Below are 19,257 nucleotides of genomic sequence, written 5' to 3'. Positions count from 1 at the left end.
ACAGGGAGCCGCCGCTATGGACAATCAACCACTGACACAGTTGCAGCAACGTCTGGATGCGCTGGTGCAGTGTGTACCAGATGAGAATATCGAGTTTTGGTTCGCTCGCGACCTGTTGGAACCTTTGGGTTATGCCAATTGGGAAAGCTTTCTCTCCTCGATCCAGCGTGCCATGACCTCACGTGAGCGCACAGGATACGAATTGTCTGATCATTTTCGTGGCGTCACGAAAATGATCGAGATCGTCACGGGCGGTCAGCGCAGGATCAAGCCTGAGGTGCTGCCGGCTGAAGAGGATATACGCATGCTGGAGCGACGAGTGAAGTCGGAAGAAAAGAAAATCGCCAAACAGGCTCCTAAATTGCCAGCGGATTATTCGGGTGCTGACGTATGAAACTGAAATTTAAACAGCAGCCATACCAAACCCAAGCGGTAGACGCCTTTGCCGATTGCTTTGCTGGTCAGCCCAAAGCCTTGGGCGTGAGCTATCGCATTGACCCTGGTGTAAATCCTGCAAAACCCGTTACGTCACAGCAGATTGACCTCTATGGAGTGCAGAGCTCTGCTGAGCCAACCGAAGTTGGCTTTAAGAATGCCGAGCTGGCTCTTAGTCCAGCTCAGTTGTTGGAGAACGTTCAGACTGTGCAGCGTCGGCAAAATTTGGCGCTGTCTTCTGCGTTGTTGAAAGACAGCAAAACCGGTTGCCCGATCAATCTCGATGTCGAGATGGAGACCGGTACCGGCAAGACCTACTGCTATATCAAGAGCATGTTCGAGCTGAACAAACGCTTTGGCTGGAGCAAGTTCATCGTCGTGGTGCCGAGCATTGCTATCCGCGAGGGTGTGTACAAGTCGCTGCAGATTACCGCTGAGCACTTCCTGGAAAGCTACGGCAAGAAGGCGCGGTTTTTCATCTACAACTCCAAGCAGCTGCACAACCTGGAGAGCTTTTCCTCGGATGCCGGCATCAACGTTATGGTTATCAACATCCAGGCGTTTGCAGCCCGTGGTGCTGACCAGCGACGGATCTACGAAGAGCTGGACGACTTCCAGTCACGCCGCCCCATCGATGTGATCAAGGCTAACCGGCCGATCCTATTTCTCGATGAGCCGCAGAAGATGGAAGGGGCCAAGACGCTGGCTTCCTTCAGTGAGTTCAATCCGCTGATGATCGTGCGTTACTCGGCGACGCACAAAACTGAGTACAACAAAATCCACCGCCTCGATGCTTTGGACGCGTACAACCAGAAGCTGGTGAAGAAGATCAATGTGCGCGGCATTACGATCAAGAACTTGACCGGCACCAACGCTTACCTGTTTCTGCAGGACATCGAAGTCTCCACCAACAAGCCGCCAATGGCGCGAGTTGAGTTTGAGGTCAAGCAGAACAGCGGCATCAAGCGGGTGATGCGTAAGCTCGGTCGTAACGACAACCTGTATGACCTGTCCGGTGGGCTGGACCAGTACAAGGGTTATGTAGTTGCCGACATCGATGCGCGTATCGATGCCTTGAGCTTCATCAATGGGGTAGAACTGGTCGCTGGCGATGCCGTGGGCAACGTGGATGAGGTTGCTATGCGGCGTATCCAGATACGCGAGGCAGTCAAGGCACACTTCCAGAAGGAGATGATGCTTTTCAGTCGTGGCATCAAGGTGCTCTCGCTGTTCTTTATCGATGAAGTTGCTAAGTACCGGCAGTACGATGAAACCGGAGAGGTGGCGGGGGAGTACGCGCAAATCTTCGAGGAGGAATACAACGCCTACCTGACCGAAGTGATGACGCTGGAAGACACGACTTATAACCGTTATCTAAAAGGCATCCAGGCCCGGCAGACGCACAACGGTTACTTCTCTATCGATAAGAAGAGTAAGCGTCTGGTCGATCCCTCGGTGGGCAAAAAGGCCACCGAGACCGATGACGTTGATGCCTACGACCTGATCCTCAAGGACAAAGAGCGACTGCTGTCCTTTGCTGAGCCGGTGCGTTTTATTTTCTCGCACTCGGCATTGCGCGAGGGTTGGGACAACCCCAATATTTTCGTCATCTGCGCCCTGAAACACAGCGATAACACTGTCTCACGCCGGCAGGAAGTCGGACGTGGCATGCGTTTGTCTGTGAATCAACTGGGGGAGCGTATGGACAACCCGGCCACGGTGCACGAGATCAACGAGCTGACCGTGGTAGCCAGCGAAGGCTATAAGGAATTCGTCAGTGCGCTGCAGAAAGATATCAGCGACTCCCTGTCTGCTCGTCCACGTATCGCTGATGAAAAATACTTCACCGGCAAGGTATTGCAGGCCTCTGGTGGAGACATAGAAGTCACGCCGCAACTGGCCAAGCAGATCTACAAATACCTGTTGAAAAACGACTATACCGACGATAATGATCAGATCACCCAGACCTACCATGACGCCAAGCGTGAAGAGCAAGTGGCTGAACTGCCAGCCGAGCTGCAGCCTTATGCCGAGCAGGTTTTCCAACTGATCGATAGCGTGTTTAGCGCCGCGCAAATGCCGGATATTGGTGACGACCGCAAAGCAAAGCTCAATCCGCTGAACTCGAATTTCGAGAAGAAAGAGTTTCAGGCGCTGTGGAACAAGATCAACCGCAAGGCGGCCTACACCGTTCACTTTGAAACTGATGAGCTGGTAGGTAAATGCGTGGGTTGGTTGGATAAGGAGCTACGGGTCAAGCCGATGCAGTACATCATCGAGCGTGGCACCCAGCTGGAAAATGCCAGCTTCGACGATATGAAGACCGGCACTGCCTTCAAGGTTGCCGAGAGTTCGACAGAGAAGTACACGCACTCCGTTCATTCGGCGGTGAAATATGACCTGATCGGCAACCTGGCGGGATCTACGCAGCTGACACGCAGCACCATTGCCAGCATCCTCAAGCGCTTGAATGTAGCCGTGTTCAGCCAGTACAAAACTAACCCGGAAGACTTCATTGCCAGGGCTGGTACGTTGATCAACGAGCAAAAGGCGACGGCCATCGTTGAGCACATTGCTTACAATCCGGTGGACGAAACTCACAGCTCCGATATCTTCAGCATCGAGAAGTTGCGTGACGACTTCAGCAAGGCGTTTGAAGCCAAACATCACGTCTACGATTATGTGTTCACCGACTCCAACATCGAACGGAAATTCGTTCAGGAGCTGGATGCCAGTACCGAAGTTGCGGTGTACGCCAAGCTGCCGAAGAGCTTCTTCATCCCAACCCCTGTCGGCAACTACAACCCCGACTGGGCGATAGCCTTCCAGGAAGGCAAGGTGAAACACGTTTACTTCGTCGCCGAAACCAAGGGCTCGATGTCTTCACTTGAGCTGCGCGATATCGAAAAATCCAAAATCGCCTGCGCTCGAAAATTCTTCGCCAAGATCACTTCGGATCAGGTGAAGTACCAGGTGGTGGACGGGTATGGGGCTTTGATGGACTTGGTGAAGTGATGCGTGAGGGATGCTATTGATGAATGATTTCGCACACGACAGGTAGTGCGTAAGGAGTTAGTTGTAGATATCTTCTGAGTTTTTAGAGCAGTAATGAAAAGCCAAAGGGGTGGCGTGGTGGTGTGCTTTCTCGTGACTGGTGGTCTCTGCCCAGTAGCATGCCACCCGTTGCAATCTTCGCTCACGAAACCTTGAATGATACATCGTTGGCGCGGTAGTCATTGATGACAAAAAAATAAGTGAGTGAGTGCTTGTATCGACGACCGCCAGGGGCGGTCTATCGGACGAAGTGACTCTAGGAATAAAAGGTAACCCCGTTCAGCCAACGATACGCAGCCTTCACCGCCCACCACCACATAATCCAATATTTGGGTGCCTCTCATGCTGAGGACGCCCTTGAGGATCGTGGTCGGCGTGTAAACGTCTTGGCTCGAGACTATGCGGCGCTTGGTCGACAGGGTTCACGCTGTTAAGATTGACTCCACGCTTTTCCGTCTTAAAGGGGGCGGAGGAGAATAGAAGCCCCGGCGTTTACGAACCGTCGGGGTTTTGCTTTTTTAGCGCGTGCGGAGCCGGGACTGTCCTCAAGGTGACATCAGCCGTTTCCTGATGCATAGGTATAACTGGATTCGGCTTCATCAATTTAACGATGGGTGCCGCCAGCTCGGGCCGAGAAAAAGCTTAACGTCGTGTCCGGGATCAGTTGACCACTACAGATTACAGGTAACCTCGTTCGGCCAGCGATACGCAGCCTTCACAGCCCACCACCACATGATCCAATATCCGGGTGCCAATCATGTCGAGGGCGTTCTTAAGGGTGGTGGTCAGCGTGCGATCGGCTTGGCTGGGTTCCGGATCGCCAGAGGGATGGTTGTGCACCAAGATCACCGCTGCCGCATTATGCTCCAGAGCGATCTTGACCACTTCCCGTGGATACACACTGGCACCGTCCAGTGTGCCTCTGAATAGCTCCCTGAAACCAATCACCCTGTGCTTGCTGTCGAGTAGCAGCACAGCAAAGACTTCGTATTCATGGTACTGCAGCAGTGTTTGCAGATGACTGAATACGTGTCTTGGCTCAGTCAGTGCTCGACCTTTAGACAGACGACTCATCGCAAGTTGTTGCGCCAGCTGCAGGATGTCGGCTTCGGTAACCGGAGAGTCCATGACATAGGTGCCGGTTTCTTCACCGGCTCTGAGCTTGTGATATTTCATGCGGGTATTCCTATACGAATGCGTGAGAACGCTGGGAATGTCGAGAGGGGGTTACTGGGCTGTGGGCTTGCTGTTGTGCCGTGTGGCTTGCGAATCCAGCTTTTGAGCGAGTGAGGGTTTGGCAGGCGCTGTCAGTTGGACTTGATGGGATACAAGGCTTGGCTGATCCTCAATGGCGGGGAAAAATTCCTCGACGATGGCGCCGGTGTCCTCTTCGCTGTCTTCAAAAGCTCCATTTTTAAATCCCTGGTGGGCCGCGAGATCCAAGGCGCTCTGGTCAAAGCCCGAAGCTTGTCTGGTTTCTTCCCGCTGTTTGGCTTCCAGCAACGCGTCTTCCAGGCTCAGCCCACTGCGTACCGTGATGTCCACGTAGAAGATCGGTGTACCGTGGCTTTGCCGAGTGGATTTACCACGTAGACGCAGCTCCAACGGCAGACAGGCCAGGCGATTGCCGGAGATGGCTTGCAGGTAGTGCAGACGCGCTGCCAAGGTGCGGATGCTGTTGTAGCCCGTGGTGCGAAAGACAAAGCTGCCCAGCGGATCGTCATCGCCAATCACCACGTTCAGTCGGCCGTAAGGCTTGCAGGCATTGCCTTGAGCGAGTGGACACCCATCTGGTGAGGGACAGGGCAGCGACTGGATGCCGTCCTTGGTCAAACGCTTGCAGGTCTCACCATTGCCGACGCACAGCGGCCGGCCGGTATTACGGTCGAACAAGCTGTAGTCCGCACGAAAATTCAGATCCGGCTCGTTGAACAGTAAACGGATGGGAATGCTGCGCAGCTTGCCGTCCTGGCCGTTGCGTAATTCCTCATTGAGCGGGTGCAGCAACCAGCCGTCGCGGCTTTGTACCTGGGAAGTGAGGGTGAACTGATCGTCTTTCTCCGGTAGGCGCTTGCCGTTTTTCTCGACTACCTTGCCGATGGAAATGCGCCCGAGTACCGGAGGGGTGATCGCTAAACCTTTGAGCATGGTGGTTATCCTAGATATGGAAATGAAAAAGCCACCGGGAAGTGAAGGGGCCAGGTGGCTTGGGCGAGAGGCGAGGATTCAGCCGATCAGAAAGCGGCGACTGCCAGTTTTGATCTTGGAGTAGCGGGCCTGCAGGTAGGGTTTGTCCTTGAACATCTGTTCGATATCCAAGCCAGTGGTGTCTTTGGACTTCCTCCAGCTGATGTAGCCCTCGGCAAATTCTGCACGGGTGGCCGTGCCCATGGCCTGTTGTAGGACTTGCTTGAGCTGCGCCTCACGCGTTTCCTGCTGGGCAATGCTTTGGCGAACAGCCTTGAGATCCAGGTAGGTGGTGGCCAGATCCGGGTTCTGACTAAAGTCAAGCGTCTGACCGTTGTCCTCGGGGTAGAGGCATCGCAACGCCGTTTCCGCTGAGGCCGTGCCATCGGCCGGTGGTGGGGTATCACTGACCACGTAATCCCAGAACAGCCGCTCCAGATCAATCAGCCGAGCAATCACCGACTCATCTCGTTTAATGCGATGGATCTCCAGGTGCTGGCCACCTAGCAGTACTGCGACATCCGCCGCCTGTTTGCCAGTTACGGCTAACTGATGCATGACCTGCAACTGCACATATTCGGGCACACCCTCCTTCCATAGGCGAGCGCCGTTGATACCGGCGGTTTTGCATTCAAGGATCTGTACATCGTCGGCACCGATCACCTCGCGGTCGATGTTGGCCAGCATCCAGGGCGGTTTTGGATCGGGATGCTGCAGCACGGCATTGATTCGCCGCACTCGATTGCTACTGCGCTTGCTGTAATGCCAGGCGACGATGGGTTCGAGGACGTTGCCCCAGTACGCCGGACTCTCCTCGTCCTGAGGATCGATCTTGGGCAAGGAGGCATCGCGTCCGGTTTTTTCCAGCCACAGCTCCAACTGGGACTTATAAGGGTTGAGGCCGACAGCGGCGGCTGCATCCGAGCTGCCGATGCCGCCTTTACGTACCGCCAGCCAATCTTCACGCGGCAGTTGTTTGGTGCCAACCAGGCGTAACGCTGGCCGGGTTTTTACAGTGGTTTTTGGTAGTGTTTGAGAGGTCATGAGTATTTCCTAATGCATAAAAAACGCCTGACCAGCAGCAAGCTGATCAGGCGTTTTAATAGGTGAGAGGAACGAGACGTACGAGCCGAAAGTAACCGCGAGTAACCCCACTAGGCGGCGAGCTGAAGGGCTGCGCTCAGGGCACGTTGTTTGATCGCAGCCCCTTGGCCGAACCAGGCCGAGTCCATGCGGAACTCATTACTCCGAGCCCGTCGTTCATGGTCGACGTACTCGGTGACGGCGTTGAGCAAGCCCCAGGCCGTTCCGCGAGATGATTCCAGCGTTGCGCCGCGACCTTGGCCTTCGTACAGTTCTTGGACTTTACGCAGCGCCCGTTCGTTGGGGAGGACTTCCGGCAACGTGCTGTGTGGGGAGACGTCACACAGCACGTTCATGAAGAAACCCATTGCCTCATGCCACTGCACTTTGCGTTCAGCCAAATTCCGCATCCGGTACATAAACTCATCCCATTGCGAAACGGCGATACCCAGCTGCTTTTTCACCACTTGCGGATCAAAGCGGGTTATGAGGCACTTTGATCGCACGGGTCGTACCATCAAGACCGATGGTCAGGGTGTTGTTGCAGACCACCCGAACCGTGGTTGGCGTCGCTGTGGTGGCTAGGGTTCCATCGCAGGAGGTGGCCAATAATAGGTAGCCGTTTACCTGGTCATGGCCTTTCAATTCGGCCGTTTGTCCGGTACGTGCCAACGCCCAAAACTTGCGACCACCTTTCAGCACGCCCGCCGTTTCCAGCTCGTAGCCGGATACTTCAGTCAGATCTCGGTAGAACTCCAGGACCTCACGCGGTTGTACGATTTGGTACCGGTTGGACACGACGGAGAGCGGTGCCTTGGTATCGGAGCGGTAAAGCACTTTTTGTTCCGGGAACGAGTGGATGGTTCCCAATGAGCCGATGCTGTCAGCCTTGAAGTGAACTGGGCTTTCTTGAATCTTCCAATTCATGCCGGCTTCGCGTTGCCAGATTTCCAGCGGTTGCTTCTCGGAAAGGCGACTGCCCAGACCATGCCAGGGAGTAGAGCCGACGTAAGCCATTTTTTCGATCAGGTGTGCCATGGGAATGTTTCCTTGTGAATTAAGGGGAGACGGCGCCTTTTCAGTGAGGCACGGCGCCTGTTCACAACGACTTAACGGTTGACGCTGAAGCTGTAACCGCACTCTAGGCACTGGAAGTTGTTCAGTACCTTGTCATCCATTTGTTCACCCAGCGTGGCGCCGGCAATCCCACCGGCGACCCCGCCGACCAGACCACCCAAAATCGCTCCAGCAATACTGCCAATAGTGATCCCGACCGGCCCACCGACCACACCGATTACCGCACCGGCTTCCGCCGCCGATAAGGCTCCGGCGGCTCCACTGGCTGCACCGCCGGCGACCCCAATTAATCCACCCGCTTGTTTACCGATATTTTTCGTGACGACACGTCCAGAGTTGCAGCTAGGGCAGGGGGCATACATACGCAAATCCTCCAATGATGAGCGTGCTCAGCCCAAAGCAGGCACGCCAAATTCCCTGCCGCAGTCAATACGGTAGGGTGTTCATCGAGGTGATATAGGTTTGAAATTTTTTTGAACTGAATTCAGATCGAATTAGGGAGCGTCTCGTCTCGAAAAAACTGTCTTGGAGCAAGTGATTTGGTTTTTTCTAAGTCGAATCGCCCATGCCGATGAAGAATTTGGTATCACGCGACAACCTGTCTGCAGGTTGCGATGACGGTGCACAAGTCTCAAAGCTCGGAATTCAGCCATACCGCGTTGGTATTGCCTGATGTGCTGAATCCCGTGCTGACCAAGTAGCTTTTATACACCGTAATTACACGAGCCAAGGGCTGGTTCAGCCTGGTCGAGGCCAGGCCGAGGGAAGGTGCCGTGAGTCACAATGTGCAGCGTATCGGCGGGCTGGCGCTGCAATTGCTGGCTGAGCTGGAAAAGCATCAGCGAACCTGTGTGGGGCATTGAACACTTGTAACCGGGATACTGCGCTTCGGCAGTGACCTTGGCCAACCATGGCTGAGCTCACTGCTTGTACGGTAATGGTGAAGTTGGCTTGAGGGCCGGCGGTAGTAACTACACGTTGCATGAAGGTTAGGTAGGTTTTCATGGGGGCAGGCTCAAGTGAGTGGTGATGAACCCCGTGGACTGTCAACAAACAGCACAGATGTTTACGCCTTTTCATTTCTTTCTAACTGTCGTCTAAGCAGAAACGGTTGGGTATGTGCGTGGGAAGTTGACCTGTGCAAACACCCAGCATTTGCTCTCCTCCTTGGGCAACCTATGCTCGGCTCCTGTGGATGGTTGTGCTGACCTTCTTCGGGCTGGTGGCGTGTAACCATATCGTTTTAAAGTGATGGCCTTTTGCTGCTCTGTACTGCAGAGCTGCCCGTTCAAACCTGAGGGAAGCGTTTATGCAGGATGCGGACTCGTTGAAGCCCGGCTTCATGATCATTCACGGCAATCGTCTGGACGATTTGCGTGAGCTCGCTGTGAGCTGGATGCAGCGCTACCCATTAGCCCCATTGGAAAATGAAGTCGTGCTGGTGCACAGCAACGGCATTGCCCAATGGTTGAAGCTGGCGCTGGCCGAAGATCCTGATCACGGTGGCTGCGGTATTGCTGCCGCATTGGATGTGCAACTTCCCGCGCGTTTTCTGTGGCAGGCCTACAGGTCTGTCCTGGGGGTAGAGACAACCCCCGAGTCTTCGCCGCTGGACAAGACCGCGCTGAGTTGGCGGCTAATGCGTTTGCTGCCTCAATTGCTCGACAAAACCCATTTCAGCAGCTTGCGGCGTTTCCTCCAGGGGGATGACGATCAGCGCAAGCGCCATCAGCTTTCCGAGCGGCTGGCGGACCTGTTTGATCAGTATCAGGTCTATCGCGCCGACTGGCTGGAGGACTGGGCGGCCGGGCGTGATCAGCTAAAGCACATCAAAGGCGGTGTGAAACCGCTGGATCCCGACAACCTGTGGCAAGCGGAGCTGTGGCGTGAAGTATTGGCGGATGTTGGCGAGGGCGCTCTTGAGCAGAGCCGCGCCGGTGTTCACAAGCGCTTTGTCGCACGTCTGCGTGAAGCAGGGGAGGCCCCGGCTGGGTTGCCTCGGCGTGTGGTGGTGTTTGGCATTTCATCTATGCCGGCACAGGTTTTGGAAGCCTTGGCCATACTCTCGCGCTACAGCCAGGTGTTGCTGTGCGTGCACAACCCTTGTCGCCATCACTGGGGCGATATCGTCGCTGACAAAGACTTGTTGGGCCATGCCTATCGCCGTCAGCCAAACAGAAGTGCTTCTATGGTGGCGAGCCAACATGGCCAGCCATTGCTCGCCGCTTGGGGTAAGCAAGGTCGCGACTACATCAATTTGCTCGACCACTATGACGAGCCAGCGAGTTATCGACACCTTTTCGAGGGCTTAAACGGCGGGCGTATCGACCTGTTCAATGACGAGCCACCTTCAAGCCTCCTAGGTCAATTGCAAAGCGACATTCTTGAATTGCGTCCTTTGGCTGAAACTCGCGAAGTGTGGGCCCCGGTCGACGTGGCACAGGATCGCTCCGTGCGCTTTCACGTGGTCCACAGTGCCCAGCGCGAAGTGGAGGTGCTGCACGATCAGTTGCTTGCTCGCTTCAGTGCCAATCCTGGGCTAAGCCCGCGCGATGTGATTGTGATGGTGCCGGACATCAATGCGTATGCACCGCATATCGAGGCCGTGTTCGGTCAGGTGCCGCGTCATGATCCTCGTTATCTGCCCTTTACCCTGGCCGACCAGGGACAGCGTGGGCGCCAGCCCTTGCTGATCGCTCTCGAACACCTGCTTGAACTGCCGCAAAGCCGCTTTGCCGTCAGCGATATTCTCGACCTGCTGGACGTACCGGCGCTGCGCACGCGCTTCGGTATCAAGGAAGCGGATGTGCCGCTTCTGCAGCGTTGGATCGACGGTGCCGGTGTGCGCTGGGGACTCGATGCGCAGCAGCGCGAGAGCCTGGACATGCCGGCGGGCCTGGAACAAAACACTTGGCGCTTCGGCATGCGTCGCATGTTGCTGGGCTACGCGACCGGCCAGGGACCTGAGCTGAATGGCATCGAGCCGTACGATGAAGTGTCGGGACTGGAAGCCGCCTTGGCCGGGCCGCTGTTGACCTTACTCGATCACCTGGAAATTGCCCGCGAAGACCTGCAACAGCCAGCCACACCGGTACTCTGGGTTGAGCGTCTGCAATCGCTGCTGAAAGTGTTCTTCCGGCCGGTGGGTGATGGCGAAGATTTGTTGGTCAACCAACTGCTCAAGTTGCTCGACGACTGGTTGCGCACATGCGAGTCCGCGCAGTTCGACGAACCGCTGCCGCTGAGTGTGATGCATGAAACCTGGATGGCCGGCATTGAAGAGGGCGGCTTGTCACAACGGTTTCTTGCCGGCGCGGTGAACTTCTGCACACTGATGCCGATGCGTGCCATTCCATTCAAGGTGGTGTGCCTGCTGGGCATGAACGATGGCGACTACCCGCGCCAACAACCGCCTGTAGATTTTGATCTGATGCGCAACGATTACCGTCCGGGCGATCGCTCGCGGCGCGAGGATGATCGTTACCTGTTGCTTGAGGCGCTGTTATCGGCCCGGGAACAACTGTACGTCAGTTGGGTCGGTCGCAATATTCGCGACAACAGCGAGCGCGTACCTTCGGTTTTGATCGGTCAACTGCGCGATCATCTGGCCAGTGGCTGGCGTTTGGCGCAGCCCGATGCGACGCCTGATGCGCTGCTCCATGCATTGACTCAGGAACATCCGCTCCAGCCTTTCAGCCCTGCCTACTTTGCCAATAAACCCGGGCCCGACGGGCTGTTCACGTATTCTCACGAGTGGCGCGAAGTGCATGATTCACAAGCCGGGCAACCATCGGCCGGTTTGTTGCCATCGCTCGCTCAAGACACCCCGTTGACCCTGCGCCAACTGGCCGGGTTTGTCCGTGATCCCGTCGGGGCATTCTTCCAGCAACGGCTCAAGGTCAATTTCGACAATGACGAATTGACCGGCCGCGACGACGAAACCTTTCAGCTCGACGGCCTCGAAAACTGGCAGCACCAGGACCGGCTCAGCCAGGCGCTCAAGCGCTGGGTTGAAGAAGATTACCGGCCCGAGAACGCGGTGGCCGAGCTCGATCGGCACGTTCAGCGATTGCAGCGCGAAGGCAAGTTGCCGCTGGGTGGCTTCGGAACCTTGAGCGCATCGGCATTGGCCGAGCCTCTACCGGACATGCTGGAGCGTTACCACGCGCAGCTGCAGGCATGGCCTGAAATCGAGGACGGCCAGACTGCCGCCACGATTGCCGCGTGCGAATCGACACCGGGATTGAATGACTGGTTGGGCGGCATTCGCTGTAATGCCCAAGGTGAGCGGGTGTACTTGCAACTCGACAGCAAGAAACTGTGCAACGACGACAGTTGGCGCTGGCACAACCTGGTTCGACCCTGGGTGCGACATCTGGCGTTGCAGCTGAGCGGTTTGGGCTGCACCACGATTCTGGTCAGTTTGAACGGTGATGTGGTGTTCCGGCCAATGCCCGCGCAAGAGGCGCAGGCGCAGTTGCAATCGCTGCTCGACGCCTGGGTGGCGGGCATGCGTGAACCGCTGCCGGTCGCCTGCAAAAGCGCATTCGCATGGCTTGAGGAAGCGGGAGCGGATGGCGAAGACAAAGACGCGGCCTCGGACAAGGCCCGTGAGACATTCGAGGGTGGCTACAAGCGCACCGGAGAAGCAGAGAGCTCCTTCGCCTTGCGCCGCGCCTACGCGGACTTTGACCAGCTATGTGCTTGCGGTGATTTTGGCACATGGTCCAAGCGGTTGTATGGCGGACTGTTCAAACACCTGTCTTCCAGCCACGCAGGGAGCGACCAATGAGCCCAGTTAATCTCAACCCCCTAGACTTTCCATTGCATGGCAGCCGATTGATCGAGGCCAGTGCCGGCACGGGCAAAACCTTCACGATCGCTTTGCTTTATGTGCGTCTGGTGCTGGGGCATGGCGGCGAAAACGCATTCAAGGCACCGCTTACGCCGCCGCAAATCCTGGTGGTGACGTTTACGGACGCCGCCACTCAGGAACTGCGCGACCGTATTCGTGCGCGCTTGACCGAAGCGGCGCAGTGCTTTCTGGAACCGGATCGCAAACATGACAAGTTGCTGCAGCAACTGCGTGACGAATACCCAACGGAGCAGTGGCCTGACTGCGCTCGACGCTTGCAATTGGCCGGGGAGTGGATGGATGAGGCCGCCGTCTCGACCATTCACGGCTGGTGTTATCGGATGCTGCGTGAGCATGCCTTCGACAGTGGCAGCCTGTTCACCCAGACACTGGAAACCGACCAGAGCGAGTTACTGGCCGAGGTGGTCAGGGATTATTGGCGCCGGCATTTCTATGAGTTGCCGGTGGAGCAGGCGCGATCGATCGGTGATTGTTTCAAAAGCCCTCAGGAGCTGGGGGATGCGCTCGGTTCGTTGCTGACACGCCGGGACGCGACTTATCAATACAAAACCCAGCCTCTTGAAGCGCCTGGGTCTTTGCAGGCATTACTCCAGGAACCGGGTGAATGGTACGGAACAGTCGGCGAACTGGAGCGTAATGCTCGCCAGTTGTGGGTACAGCATCAGTTCGACCTAGAGGCCTTACTGCAGAGTGTTCGGGTCCGGATGCATGGAGGTACCTATAGGGGGGCAGACCAGGATGATGTATTCAATGGCTATTTGCGCGACTTGGAGCGGTGGAGTCGGGGGCAACCTGCACCTGAAAAAATAAAGGCGTTCAGTCAATCCGGCTTGAGGCTCACTGGTAAAGACAAGGTTCCCCAACATCAGGCGCTACAGGCCATTGATGCCTGGCTGGAAAAACGTAACGCCAAGGTTGATATCAGGGCGCAGGTGCTGCTGCATGCCTTGCATGAAGTGCATGAGCGCTTCGATGAAGAAAAGCGCCGCCGAGCTGAAATCGGATTCGACGACCTGCTCAATCGCCTTGACCACGCCTTGCAGAGCTCGTCCGGCCCTCGTTTGGCCGAGACCATTCGCAAGCAGTACCCGGTTGCTCTGATCGATGAGTTCCAGGACACCGACCCGGTTCAATACCGGATCTTTGAAACAATCTACCGCATCTGCGAGAACCTGGAAGACTGCGGGCTGTTCCTGATCGGCGATCCGAAACAGGCGATTTACTCTTTCCGCGGCGCGGATATCTACACTTATCTGCAGGCGCGAGAGGCCACGGCTGGCCGTCATTACACGCTGGGCACCAATTATCGCTCCACCCAGGCGATGGTCGATGCAGCCAACCACTGCTTCGAGTTCGCCGAATCACAGCCGCGTGGAGCGTTTCGTTTTGCCAAGGAAGACCAGGGCAATCCGGTGCCGTTCAACACCGTACAAGCCAACGGGCGCGACGATATTTTGCAGATCAACGGCACGGACCAAACGGCCCTGACGTTCTGGCATCTGGAAACCCAGGGCGTAATTAATAACGCCACGTACTTGCGCAAAGCCGCTGAAGCCTCGGCATCGGCGATTCAGGCCTGGCTCGATCCCGCTGCAATCAACCGGTCCGGTTTGCTGAACGACAAGGGTGAATTCATCGCCTTGCGGCCCGCCGATATCGCCATTCTGGTGCGCAATCGCAAGGAAGCCGAAGCCATCCGCAAAGCCCTGGCGCAGCGCCAACTGGCCAGCGTCTATCTCTCTGACAGGGACTCGGTCTTCGAAAGCGAGGAGGCCAAAGACCTGCTGTATATCCTGCGAGCCTGCGCTCAACCGACCAGCGATCGGCTGGTGCGAGCGGCGATGGCGACCCGTAGCATCGGGCTGCCATGGCAGACGCTGGAGCAATTGAACCAAGATGAGTTGTTCTGGGAGCAACAGGTGCTGTTGTTCAGGGATTTGCGTGTCTTGTGGCAGCAACAAGGTGTTCTGCCAATGCTGCGAAAGCTGCTGGCCACGTTCAAGGTGCCGGCCCGTTTGCTTGTGGAGGATCAGGGTGAGCGTCGCCTGACCAACCTGTTGCATCTGGCCGAATGGTTGCAGCGCAGCGCTGCCGAACTCGATGGCGAGCATGCGCTGATCCGCCATCTGGCCGAGCAGGTCGATGGTCAGAGCGAAGAAGAAATTCTGCGTCTGGAAAGCGATTCGGACCTGATCAAGGTAATCACCGTGCACAAGTCCAAGGGCCTGGAATACCCTTTGGTGCTGCTGCCGTTTGCCTGTAGCGCAAGGGAGATCGATGGCAAAAGCAAAACCCCGCCGATGTTTCACGATGAAAATGATTCGTTGGTGATTGAATTGGTAAAAGGTGAATCGGCAAAACCGGCACAACTGCGGGCCAACGATGAGCGTATGGGAGAAGAGATGCGCTTGCTCTACGTCGCCTTGACCCGAGCTCGTTACGCCACCTGGATTTGCATGGCAGCCCAAGCATCGGATCGCAGAAGTAAAACGACGCACTTGCACAAGACAGGCCTGGGTTACATGTTGGCAGGTGAGAAGCAGGTCACGCCCGATGAGCTTCTCGGCGTGGTCGAGACTTTCGCAAAGAACTGCAATGACATAAACGTGTGCGCAGCCCCCGTGCCGTCCGACGATGTGCATACGGCGCCAACGCCACCGCTGGTGGGGCCGGCATTGCGCCCCCTGCACAAGCTTGCGGCTAACTGGTGGATCGCCAGTTACTCGGCGTTGGCCATTGCCGACGGTAATGTCCTGATGGGGGCGCAGCCGGGTGTCAATCTTGAGCCGGCGACCGCGCTGGAAGCCAACTTGCAGGAAGAGGACGAAGCTGAAGCCTTGCCCGCCGGGGCCGGGATTCACGGTTTCCCTCGGGGCGCAGGGCCGGGCACCTTTCTGCACGGGTTGTTCGAATGGGCCGGCCGCGAAGGTTTCGCCAAGGCGGCTGGAGATCCGATCACCCTGCATAACACCGTTGCCCGACGCTGCAACCTGCGCGATTGGGAAGCCTGGATCGAGCCACTGTCCGCTTGGCTTGGCAGCTATCTGAATGCACCGCTGCGGTTCAACGGTACCCAATGCAAACTCTCGACCCTCACCACCTATCAGGTGGAGATGGAGTTCTGGTTTTCCAGCCGGTCAGTGAACGTTCAGCGCCTTGATGCACTGGTGCGCCAATACACGTTGGGTGGTGCACCGCGTCCAGTACTGGCCGCCAACGAGTTGAACGGCATGTTCAAAGGCTTCATCGACCTGACCTTTGAGCATCAAGGTCGCTACTACGTGGCGGACTACAAGTCCAACTGGCTGGGCGGTAACGATCAGGCCTACGACGCCGAGGCGATGGCCGAGACCATGCTGAACAAACGTTACGACCTGCAGTTGTGCCTCTACCTGCTGGCGTTGCATCGTCAGCTCAAGCTGCGCCTTGCGGGGTATGACTACGAACAGCACATGGGCGGGGCGGTATACCTGTTCGTCCGTGGGCACCAGGCGCCCACCCATGGTGTGCATTTCGAACGACCGCCACGGCAGTTGATTGAACAACTGGACCAACTCTTCATGGGCCAACACGCGGAGGTCAGCGCATGAGCCAGACCCTTAAGCAACTGAGCAACAGCCAGCGCAACGTTGATCACCCGCCGTTGTTCGTTGGCGATGCCGACAGCAGCGAGCTGCTGCATCAACTCGACAATTGGGTGAGCCGAGGCTGGCTGCGCGCACTGGATCGCTCATTCGCCACCTTCATTTTTGAACAGGATCCTCAGGCCCAGGCCAGTGTGTTGTTGGCCGCCGCGATGACCAGTCATCAACTGGGTCGCGGGCATTCCTGCCTAGATCTGGTCTCTACCCTGCAAGCGCCTGACTTTGTGTTGTCGTCACCTCCTGAAGGGGAGGAGGGCGGCCAATTACCGTCGAAATGGTTGCTGGGCCTGAATGTCGCGCAATGGCGCCGGGCGTTGGCCTTGAGCCCGCTGGTGGAGGATCGGGACGGGGCACAGCGTTTTCCGCGACGGCCGTTGGTGTTGACCGGACAGCGCCTGTACCTGCGTCGTTACTGGAACTACGAGTGCAACATTGCCCAGGCGTTGAGTGCCCGCTTGAGCGTGGACGCGGTAACACCGGAAAAACTTTCCAGTCGGCTCGATGCCTTGTTCCCTGACACCTTCGAAGTTAACGGTGAACGCCGCAGCGACTGGCAAAAAATTGCCTGTGCGCTGGCGGCACGAGGCAATTTCAGTGTCATCACCGGCGGCCCCGGCACCGGCAAGACCACTTCGGTCGTGCGCTTGCTGGGGCTGCTGCAAACACCGGCCGTGGAGGAAGGAAAACCTCTACGCATTCGCCTCGCCGCCCCCACCGGCAAGGCAGCCGCACGCTTGTCCGAGTCCATTGGCAAGGCCGTCCGTGAGCTGCCGGTCAGCGCCCCGGTGCAGGAGGCGATCCCGACGGATGTTTCCACATTGCACCGTCTGTTGGGCAGTCGACCGGATTCGCGCAACTTCATTCACCACCGGGATAAGCCACTGGAGCTGGATGTATTGGTGGTCGACGAAGCGTCGATGATTGACCTGGAAATGATGGCTTGCTTGCTCGATGCCTTGCCTCGGCAGGCGCGCTTGATTCTGTTGGGTGACAAGGATCAGCTGGCATCGGTGGATGCAGGCTCCGTGTTGGGCGACCTTTGTCGCAACGCTGAAGCCGGCGGCTATAGCGAGCAAACAGTGGCCTGGCTGGAAGCCCACAGTGGCGAGTCGGTCAGCGCTCCGGGGTTGCAAACGGCAGTCGGTGCTGGCGATCCGCTGGCCCAGCAAACCGTCATGCTGCGCTACTCCCGACGCTTCGACGCCCAGCAGGGCATTGGGCGTCTGGCCAAGCTGGTCAATGAGAAAAACGCCGCCGAAGCACGAAGCCTGCTTGATCAGCAATTGCCTCAGCTGTTCAACCTCAAGTTGCGAGGCGAGCATGATGCCGCACTCATAGAGTTGATTATCAACGGCAAAGGCGATGCCCCGGGTTACCGTCATTACCTTGAGCAGCTACGAGACCAGCGTCCTGCGAAAGACACTCCCTGGGACAGTGCCCTTTGGGCCGGTTGGGCTGGCAAAGTATTGGGCGCGTTCGATGAGTTCCGCCTGCTCTGTGCGCTGCGTCGCGGGCCTTGGGGGGTTGAAGGGCTGAACCAGCGAGTGGCCGCCGAACTGCGCCGCTGTGAGTTGTTGTCGGGGGATCAGGGTTGGTACGAAGGGCGACCGGTACTGGTCACCCGCAATGATTACAGCCTGAGCTTGATGAATGGTGACATTGGCATTGCACTCTGGGTACCAGGCCCCTCTGCAGAGCGTGTTCTACGTGTGGCCTTCCCGCGAAACGATGGCAGCGGCGGCGTACGTTTCGTGATGCCGAGTCGGCTGGTGGAGGTTGAGACCGTTTTCGCCATGACGGTGCACAAGTCCCAGGGGTCGGAGTTCAACCATACGGCTCTGGTATTGCCCGATGCGCTTAACCCTGTGCTGACCAAGGAGCTGTTGTACACCGCCATCACCCGTGCCAAGCAATGGTTCAGCCTGGTCGAAGCCAGTCCGGGCGTATTTGAAGGTGCGGTGAGTCGCAATGTGCAGCGAACCAGTGGGCTGGCGCTGCAACTGCAAGATGAGCTGGCAAAACTTCAACGCACCTGAGTGGGTGCGTTCAGGCATTTGTAGCCTGGGTACTGGGCTTCAGCGGTGACCTTTGCCATGGCAGAGGTCACCGCTTGAACCGTGATGGTGAAGTTGGCTTGGGGGCCGGCGGTGGCAACCACACGTTGCATAAAGGCTTTGTAGGTTTTCATGGCGCTGTCCTCGATGGTGATGGTATTACGCTGCTTCACCGTTGCCGCGTTTGCTGGTGATCTTTACCGCTCGACCGAGCGCGAAGAGCGCCATGTCGATGTTCACCACGAATCCAGGTTCGGCATCCTGACGCTCTTTGAAGTGCTCGCAGAGCCAGCGTTTGTAGCGTTCGATGCAGGCGACATCCTTGTCCCAGTTGATCTTCTTGCGAATGGTCTTGATCTTGGAAAAGTCTGGGTCGTTGATCTGCTCATAGAGTTCGAAGGCACGAAGCACGTGCTGATCGACAATGGATTCCGAGCGATCAGCCAGGTGCCGGCCGAACTGTCTGAATACCTGGCCTGGGCCGTTAGTCAGCGATGTTGGTCTGACATCGGCTGCACCTTTGATGATGTGCGCCACCTTTTGCAGGTCGCCATTTTTCCAGACCAGGGCGTAGAGCAGCTTTTCCAGAGGAGTTTCCAGTTTGGCGCTGAGGTCCGCATGCAAGCGAAGATCGTTGCCAACCTTAGTCATGAGGGAACTGATGTCGTGGTCCGTCAACTTCAACTGCAATTCTGGGTACTTGTTGCGGTCCATCTGCCATTTTTCCAGCAGGGAATCGGACGTCAGTATCTTTTGCAGGTCGGACACTTTGTCGGCGTTCAGTATCTCGGTGAACGTGGTTTCCACCAGCTTCAGGGCTTCCAGATTATTCAATATCGCGTTCTCT

Annotated in this window: 11 protein-coding genes and 4 pseudogenes; 7 read left to right on the top strand and 8 right to left on the bottom strand. The window is 56.9% G+C overall.

The features are described 5' to 3' along the window. Positions 1-16 precede the first annotated feature (16 nt). Positions 17-394: a hypothetical protein gene (locus EGJ27_RS23010; RefSeq protein ID WP_125833043.1), complete on the top strand. Its 378-nt coding sequence runs from the start codon at positions 17-19 to the stop codon at positions 392-394. After that, complete coding sequence (locus EGJ27_RS23005) at positions 391-3,450, top strand: type III restriction-modification system endonuclease (RefSeq protein ID WP_125833042.1); 3,060 nt, start codon at positions 391-393, stop codon at positions 3,448-3,450. Before EGJ27_RS23010 ends, EGJ27_RS23005 begins: the two co-directional genes overlap by 4 nt. A 305-nt stretch (positions 3,451-3,755) precedes the next feature. On the opposite strand, the pseudogene EGJ27_RS25125 reads toward EGJ27_RS23005, so the two are convergent. After that, a pseudogene (locus EGJ27_RS25125) lies at positions 3,756-3,881 on the bottom strand (DNA repair protein RadC); the annotation flags it as partial. A gap of 154 nt (positions 3,882-4,035) precedes the next feature. Between EGJ27_RS25125 and EGJ27_RS22995 the strand changes: the two are divergent. Continuing rightward, positions 4,036-4,157 (top strand): annotated as a pseudogene (locus EGJ27_RS22995) (IS3 family transposase); the annotation flags it as partial. Positions 4,158-4,167: 10 nt separating this feature from the next. Here the strand turns inward: EGJ27_RS22995 and radC are convergent. The 5 genes and pseudogenes from radC to EGJ27_RS22970 all read right to left on the bottom strand — a co-directional run bounded on the left by radC (position 4,168) and on the right by EGJ27_RS22970 (position 8,198). After that, a complete protein-coding gene (gene radC / locus EGJ27_RS22990) occupies positions 4,168-4,665 on the bottom strand; it encodes a DNA repair protein RadC (protein ID WP_125833041.1) in 498 nt (165 codons plus the stop codon). 51 nt (positions 4,666-4,716) lie between these two features. Next, positions 4,717-5,637, bottom strand: coding sequence for a hydrolase or metal-binding protein (locus EGJ27_RS22985; RefSeq protein WP_125833040.1), 921 nt, complete (start codon positions 5,635-5,637; stop codon positions 4,717-4,719). 78 nt (positions 5,638-5,715) lie between these two features. Then, positions 5,716-6,720 (bottom strand): YqaJ viral recombinase family protein, encoded by a 1,005-nt coding sequence (locus tag EGJ27_RS22980; RefSeq protein ID WP_125833039.1) that lies wholly within the window; start codon positions 6,718-6,720, stop codon positions 5,716-5,718. Positions 6,721-6,830: 110 nt separating this feature from the next. Beyond that, positions 6,831-7,797 (bottom strand): annotated as a pseudogene (locus EGJ27_RS22975) (DUF932 domain-containing protein). A 71-nt stretch (positions 7,798-7,868) separates the two neighbouring features. Further along, on the bottom strand, positions 7,869-8,198 hold the full coding sequence (locus EGJ27_RS22970; RefSeq protein ID WP_125833038.1) for a hypothetical protein: 330 nt from the start codon (positions 8,196-8,198) through the stop codon (positions 7,869-7,871). A 249-nt stretch (positions 8,199-8,447) separates the two neighbouring features. On the opposite strand from EGJ27_RS22970, the pseudogene EGJ27_RS22965 reads away from it, so the two are divergent. From EGJ27_RS22965 to recD, 4 genes and pseudogenes are all read left to right on the top strand, one after another. Next, a pseudogene (locus EGJ27_RS22965) lies at positions 8,448-8,699 on the top strand (ATP-binding domain-containing protein); the annotation flags it as partial. A 446-nt stretch (positions 8,700-9,145) separates the two neighbouring features. Next, positions 9,146-12,628, top strand: coding sequence for an exodeoxyribonuclease V subunit gamma (gene recC, locus EGJ27_RS22960; protein ID WP_125833037.1), 3,483 nt, complete (start codon positions 9,146-9,148; stop codon positions 12,626-12,628). Next, on the top strand, positions 12,625-16,302 hold the full coding sequence (gene recB / locus EGJ27_RS22955; RefSeq protein WP_125833036.1) for an exodeoxyribonuclease V subunit beta: 3,678 nt from the start codon (positions 12,625-12,627) through the stop codon (positions 16,300-16,302). The genes recC and recB overlap by 4 nt, the downstream gene beginning before the upstream one ends. Continuing rightward, entirely contained in the window at positions 16,299-18,392 is a 2,094-nt protein-coding gene (gene recD / locus EGJ27_RS22950) for an exodeoxyribonuclease V subunit alpha (RefSeq protein WP_125833035.1), read from the top strand. The genes recB and recD overlap by 4 nt, the downstream gene beginning before the upstream one ends. Here recD and EGJ27_RS22945 read toward each other — a convergent pair. Then, positions 18,380-18,583, bottom strand: coding sequence for a hypothetical protein (locus EGJ27_RS22945; RefSeq protein ID WP_125833034.1), 204 nt, complete (start codon positions 18,581-18,583; stop codon positions 18,380-18,382). The genes recD and EGJ27_RS22945 overlap by 13 nt on opposite strands. Beyond that, entirely contained in the window at positions 18,570-19,244 is a 675-nt protein-coding gene (locus EGJ27_RS22940; RefSeq protein ID WP_076013784.1) for a hypothetical protein, read from the bottom strand. Before EGJ27_RS22940 ends, EGJ27_RS22945 begins: the two co-directional genes overlap by 14 nt. Positions 19,245-19,257 lie beyond the last annotated feature (13 nt).

It is taken from the genome of Pseudomonas sp. v388, assembly GCF_003935425.1.
Classification (GTDB): Bacteria; Pseudomonadota; Gammaproteobacteria; order Pseudomonadales; family Pseudomonadaceae; genus Aquipseudomonas.
Note: the sequence above shows the minus strand (reverse complement) of the source record. Positions and strands in the feature narration are given on the sequence as shown.